Origin of the sequence: Synechococcus sp. BA-120 BA3 (genome assembly GCF_034931285.1) — a bacterium.
Taxonomy (GTDB): domain Bacteria; phylum Cyanobacteriota; class Cyanobacteriia; order PCC-6307; family Cyanobiaceae; genus Cyanobium.
Genome location: NZ_JAYGHZ010000177.1, coordinates 1 through 1328 on the forward strand (window position 1 = coordinate 1; position 1328 = coordinate 1328).

1 protein-coding gene is annotated in these 1328 nt (G+C 69.1%); it reads right to left on the reverse strand.

Features of this window, described 5'->3' with window-relative positions:
• Positions 1-24: 24 nt before the first annotated feature.
• Positions 25-1150 (reverse strand): peptide chain release factor 2 gene (prfB, locus tag VB737_RS07055; protein ID WP_500312213.1). Its coding sequence is split into 2 segments (ribosomal slippage): positions 25-1074 and positions 1076-1150, totalling 1125 coding nucleotides; the frame shifts between segments, so codons are not numbered across the junction.
• Positions 1151-1328: the final 178 nt, after the last annotated feature.

Below are 1328 nucleotides of genomic sequence, written 5' to 3' on the forward strand. Positions count from 1 at the left end.
GGCATGGGGGGCGCAGCGGGGGGATCAGGCGGCCGCGTCGGCGGCGCTCTCCACACCCTGGCGCAGCAGCGACTGGATGAAGGGATCGAGATCCCCGTCCATCACCCCCTGCACGTCGGTGGTCTCCTGGGCGGTGCGCAGGTCCTTGACCATCTGGTACGGGTGGAACACGTAGTTGCGGATCTGGTTGCCCCAGGCCGCCTCGACGATGTCGCCGCGGATGTCGGCGATCTCGGCCGCCCGCTGCTCCTGGGCGATCACCAGCAGCTTGGCCATCAGCAGGGCCATGGCCTTCTCCTTGTTCTGCAGCTGGGAGCGCTCCTGGGTGCAGCGCACCGCCAGCCCCGTGGGGATGTGCAGGATCCGCACGGCCGTCTCCACCTTGTTGACGTTCTGGCCGCCGGCGCCGCCCGAACGGGAGGTGGTGACCTCCAGATCCTTTTCGGGGATGTCGAGCTTCACCTCCTCCTCGAGCTTGGGCATCACCTCCACACCGGCGAAGCTGGTCTGGCGCTTGTCGTTGGCGTTGAAGGGCGAGATCCGCACCAGCCGGTGGGTGCCCTTCTCGTTGCGGAGGTAGCCGTAGGCGTAGCGGCCGTCGATCTCGATGGTGCAGCTCTTGATGCCCGCCTCCTCCCCCTCGGAGAGCTCGTCCACGGTCACCTTCATGCCATGGTCCTCGGCCCAGCGTGTGTACATCCGCATCAGCATCAGGGCCCAGTCCTGGGCGTCGGTGCCGCCGGCACCGGCATTGATCGAGATCACCGCCCCCTCCTTGTCGTAGGGGCCGCTCAGCAGTCGCTCCAGCTCCCAGCGGTCGAGGGCCCCCTTGAGGCTCTGCAGGCCGCCGTTGGCCTCGCCGAGCAGCTCCTCATCGGGCTCGAGGTCGTACAGCTCCAGGGTGGCGCGGGCGTCATCGATCGCCGCCTGCCACTGCTGCAGCTGCTCCAGCTGGGCCTTCACCTCATCCAGCTGGCGCATCTGCCTCTGGGCCTGCTGCTGGTCGTCCCAGAAGCCGGGCTGGGAAGCCAGCTGCTCCAGGTCCCGCTGGCGGGCTTTCAGGGCCGGTACGTCAAAGACAGTCCTGGGCATGGCCCAGGCGGTCGGTGAGCTCGGAGAGGTCGCGCTTGAAGTCGGTGAGATCCAGCAAGGGGAAGCGAATCCGGCGATGGCTCGACCCTATCAGCGCCCCGCATCCGGTCGCCCCGGGCGCTGCGGGGACCGGGGCAGGCGGATCAGGGCGTCCACGAGCAGCAGCAGCCGGCTGGCGATCAGCAGCTGGGTGCGGTCGGCCCGGGGCGGCAGCGCCGCGCTCAGCAGCTTCCGGC